The 4,510-nt window shown below is 59.1% G+C and carries 4 protein-coding genes; all 4 read right to left on the bottom strand.

Going from position 1 to position 4,510, the window contains the following annotated elements:
* Positions 1-57 precede the first annotated feature (57 nt).
* Positions 58-990 (bottom strand): D-2-hydroxyacid dehydrogenase, encoded by a 933-nt coding sequence (locus tag F8N49_RS25875; RefSeq protein WP_016771233.1) that lies wholly within the window; start codon positions 988-990, stop codon positions 58-60.
* A gap of 105 nt (positions 991-1,095) precedes the next feature.
* Positions 1,096-1,389, bottom strand: coding sequence for a YcgL domain-containing protein (locus F8N49_RS25870; protein WP_016771234.1), 294 nt, complete (start codon positions 1,387-1,389; stop codon positions 1,096-1,098).
* Positions 1,386-2,519 (bottom strand): ribonuclease D, encoded by a 1,134-nt coding sequence (rnd, locus tag F8N49_RS25865; protein WP_071174688.1) that lies wholly within the window; start codon positions 2,517-2,519, stop codon positions 1,386-1,388. The genes F8N49_RS25870 and rnd overlap by 4 nt, the downstream gene beginning before the upstream one ends.
* Positions 2,520-2,682: 163 nt before the next feature.
* Entirely contained in the window at positions 2,683-4,332 is a 1,650-nt protein-coding gene (locus tag F8N49_RS25860) for a phosphoethanolamine transferase (RefSeq protein WP_151553122.1), read from the bottom strand.
* Between the last annotated feature and the right edge of the window lie 178 nt (positions 4,333-4,510).

Below are 4,510 nucleotides of genomic sequence, written 5' to 3'. Positions count from 1 at the left end.
ATCTGGAATGCATTCCCCTGTAGGAGCTGCCGAAGGCTGCGATCTTTTGATGACACCTCAATATCCGCGGGTGAAATCCACCTCGCCGCGCAAAGCCTCACCCGCCTCGTACGCTTTCAGGTTCTGCACAAACAAATCCACCATCAGCGCCGGCGAGGTCGGCGCCGAGCTGTGCCCGGTCAGCAGCAAGCCCCACGCGGTCCAGAACGGATGGCGTTGCGGCAATGGTTCCTGACGGCAGACGTCGATCACCGCGCCGGCCAGGTGCCCTTCTTTCAAAGCTTCAACCAGATCGGCATCGACCACTGCCACACCGCGTCCAGCGTTGATGAACAGTCCGGTCGGTTTGAATTGCTTGAACAGCGCCGCGTCGTAGATATCGTGGGTGTGTTCGGTGTTCGGCAGCAGATTGACCACGTAGTCCACCTCGCCCACCAGACGCGGAAGATCGGCCAGCGCGCCGACTTCGACAAACGGCGCCTGTTCGCGGGCGCTGCTGGCGATGCCATAAAGCTCGACGCCGAACGGCAGGAGAAACTGCGCAACGCTCTGGCCGATGTCTCCGGTGCCGACGATCAGCACCTTGCGCCCGACCAGACTCTGGCCGCTGCGGTTGTCCCACTTGCGCTCGACCTGGCTGACCAGCCGCGCCAGCACTTCGCGTTCGTGGCCGAGGATGTAGGTCAGCACGTATTCGGCCATGACCTGACCGAAAATCCCCACGGCGCGAGTCAGGCGATAATCGCGGCGCAAGCCGTCGGCGAGCAGCGGCGTAATGCCGGCCCAGGTCGATTGCAGCCATTGCGGTTGATGGCCCTGGCGCAGCAGGGTCGCGAGCAGATCCGGCTGGCCCAGCCACACCGGGCAATCGGCGGCCTGTCGCGCCAGTTCGGCGGAGTCGCCGCTGGTCAGGACTTCAAGCTCGGGCAGTGCCTGACGCAGCAGGCGGGCGTATATCGCGTGGTCGTGTTCAGCAATCAGAACGCGCATCTTCAAACCTTTCGCAAACCGTGCAGACAGCCGCCGGATTCGGGCCGGCCATCGCGGTAAAAACAGTTCCAGGGTTAACCGAGGCCCAGGACAGGGCCTCGCGGGTCAGACCGGGTCGTTGCGTCGCAGCAACTCTTCGGGCAGGTGCTCGATGTACTCGTCCTCGGCCGGCGGCATTTGCAGGTGATAGCCCTGCTTGTCGAGGTTTTCCAGGACCACGGTGATGTCTTCGCTGGCCAGTTTGCGCTCGGGCGACAGCACCAGATCGAAGGAATGCTTCGCTTTGCCGAAAGCCGTCATCAGCGCATCCGGCACGCGCTCGAGCGCATCGCTCTTGAGCACGTAGAGATACATGCCGCTGCGCTTGGAGCTTTGGTAGATGGAGCAAATACGTTTCAAGGCTGTTCTCCGGCGGTGGCCAGGCTGTCGAGCAGCTTCTGGCCGAGCAATTCGCGGCGCCAGCCACGCAGCGAATCGGGCAATTGGTAAGGACCCTCGGGGAAGCCGCTTTTGACCAGGGCTTCGAGGGTTTTCTTGCGCAGCATCAGTTCCGGGGCAATACCCAGGCGTTCGGCCTCGGCCTGACCCAGCGCGCGCAGTTGTTTGATCAGCGCAGCGGCTTCGATCGGCAACGGCTCGGGCACTGCCGGCGGCCATTGATCCGGCCCCACACTGCCAGAGCGCTTGATCAGATCAAGCAGAAACTGACCGTCCTGACGTACGGTACGCGGGTGCATGTCTTCGATCTTGCCCAGCGCCGCGAGGTTATCCGGCTGCGTGCGGGCCAGGGGCCACAGCGAGTGTTCCCGGACGATGCGGTTGCGCGGCAGGTCGCGGGCACGGGCTTCTTTTTCGCGCCAGGCGCACAGCTCACGCAGCACGGCCAGTTGGGCACGGGACAGCTTCCACGCCAGTTTCGCCTCGCGATAGACCTCGTACGGATCGGTCTCGCGGCGCAGGTTGGCGACCAGTTCGGCGCCATCCTCCAGCACCCAGGCGAACTTGTCGGCGGACAGCTTGGGCCGCAACTCGACGAACACCTCAGCCAGATGCACGGCGTCTTCGGCGGCATAGCTGATCTGGGTTTCGGACAGCGGGCGCTGCAACCAGTCGGAGCGGGTTTCGCCCTTGGGCAGGTCGATGCCGAGCACCTCCTGCACCAGGCGCGAGTAGCCCATCGAAAAACCGAGGTTCAGATAGGCGGCGGCCAGTTGTGTGTCGAACAACGGCGCCGGCAGGCTGCCGGTCAGGCGCAACAGCACTTCGAGGTCTTCGCTGCAGGCGTGCAGGACTTTGAGCACCGCCGGGTTTTCCAGCAACGCTGCCAGAGGTTGCCAGGCGTTGATGGTCAGCGGATCGATCAGGTAGGCGCGTTTGCCGTCGCCGATCTGCAACAGGCCGGCAATCGGGTAGAAGGTGTCGACCCGCATGAATTCGGTGTCGAGGGCAACGAACGGCAGCTGCTGCCACTCGGCGCAAAACTGCGCGAGGCTTTCGTTGTCGCGAATCCAGTGAATATCGATAGCCACACGGCTCTCCCTTGAAGAATGGCGCGCAGTATATATCGCCACCGACGATTTACGCGCCTTTGAAGGGCAAGAGCTGTAAGGAAATGTCTTGCCTGTCAGCAAGAATAGTCTGACAGCAGAAACAGAAAGGCCCCTCGCATTGGCGCGACGGGCAGGAAACGCTTCACTGCTTGGCCAACACGCCGTCGATCACCGCGCCACGACAGCCGGCAAACATGTCCAAGGCAGGTTGATAGACGCTGCTGCGCACTTCCAGCAGGCCGAGCATCGAGTGGAACAGATTGTCCTGGCTCAGCGGCTTGTCCCGGCTCAGTTGCAGGCAATGGGTGTCGACCGAATAGGCCTTCTGATAGCTGTCAGAGAACCACGCCAGCATCGCTACATGCTTCTGTTGCTCGGGCGCCAGCATATAAGGCGTGCCGTGCAGAAACAGGTTGTACTCGCCCAGCGATTCGCCGTGGTCCGACAGATAGAGCATGGCGGTGTCGACTTTGTCCTGATTACTGCGCAGCACATCAATCAGGCTCGCCAGCACATGGTCGGTGTAGACCAAGGTGTTATCGTAACCGTTGACGATACTTTCGCGGCTGCAATTGTTCAGCGCGTTACTTTCACAGACCGGAGTGAAGTGTTCGTACTCCTTGGGATAACGCTTGAAGTAGTCCGGGCCATGACTGCCCATCTGGTGCAGAACCAGCACGGTGTCCTTGTCCAGATGATCGATGAAACTTTGCAGACCTTGCAGGAGGATTTCATCGCGACACTCGCTGTTGGCGCATAACGCAGGGTCTTGCAACTTGCTGACATCCTGCACCGTGACGCGGTCGCAAGTACCTTTGCAGCCGGACTGGTTATCACGCCAGATCACATCGATGCCGGCACGCTTGAGCACATCGAGCAAGCCTTCTTCATTCCTGGCCTTGCTGGCGTTGTAATCCTTGCGACCCATATTGGAGAACATGCACGGTACCGAAACTGCGGTTTCCGTACCGCAGGAATGCACATCGGTAAAGGCGATCAGCCCGGCCTCCTTGTCCAGTTGCGGGGTGGTGTCGCGGTCATAACCGAGAATGCCGAAGTTCTGCGCCCGCGCACTCTCCCCCACCACCAGCACCGTGAGGGATTTGCGTGGCTGTAGCTGCAAGTCGGGGTTGCGCTGGGCATCTTCGCCGATCTTGATGAACGGTTGCTGCGCCGAGACCACTTGCTCTTGCAGATAACCAATGGATGCGCCGATGTAATTGCTCGGCACCAGCATCAGGCGAATTTCGTGGTGATTGCGAAACAGCGACGACAAACCTTGATAGTTGGCCAATGCCACAACACCGATTACCGCCGCCGAGGCAACACTGACAATAACTTTGCTGAACAACTCACGATGCCAGCGCCGATAATTGACCGGTACTTTCCACAACAACAAACACGGCAAAATACCCAGCAAGAGAATATAAGTGAACAACTTCAACGAGAGCAGATCACGCACTTCCGTCACATTGGTTTCGGCAAAGTTGCGAAACATGCCGGCATCGATCATCACGCCATATTGGCTCATGAAGTAAGCCACGCCGGCGCTGACTAAAAACAACAGGGTCAATAGTGGTTTAAGCAGTGGCCGGAAAGCGAATAACGTCAGGACTATGTTGAACGCGGCAAAGATCATCACGCCAAACGCCACGCGCATGGCGATGCCCTTACCATCGGCGGCGGTGATCTCGAACAGATGTTGCCAAAGCACCAGATTGAAACCGAGCAACAAAAAGGCGCTGGCGAACAACGTCACCCATTCCGGGCGCACGGCTTTTAACTTCAACATGATGAGTGACTGTTCCTGAAAGAAGAGCCTCGTCAAGTGTGAAAATTTCATTCACCGAGGCATGCCAAACTTTAGGCAGCCATGGATCAATTTTTCGTGAAAAAGATGCTAATGATTAGTTGCCTCGGAGTACGAACGTGAAAGTTTGCGAGTATTGGAGAATGGTTCAGGTTTTATT

The sequence above is a fragment of the Pseudomonas sp. GXM4 genome (assembly GCF_008923895.1).
Lineage (GTDB): Bacteria > Pseudomonadota > Gammaproteobacteria > Pseudomonadales > Pseudomonadaceae > Aquipseudomonas > Aquipseudomonas atacamensis.
The sequence above is the reverse complement of the archived record's forward strand: the minus strand, read 5'-3'. Positions and strand labels throughout refer to the sequence as shown.

What these genes read in the sequence shown, in the direction of transcription:
- F8N49_RS25875 (WP_016771233.1), bottom strand. Translation starts at nt 990, where the DNA reads ATGCGCGTTCTGATTGCTGAACACGACCACGCGATATACGCCCGCCTG.
- F8N49_RS25860 (WP_151553122.1), bottom strand. Translation starts at nt 4,332, where the DNA reads ATGTTGAAGTTAAAAGCCGTGCGCCCGGAATGGGTGACGTTGTTCGCC.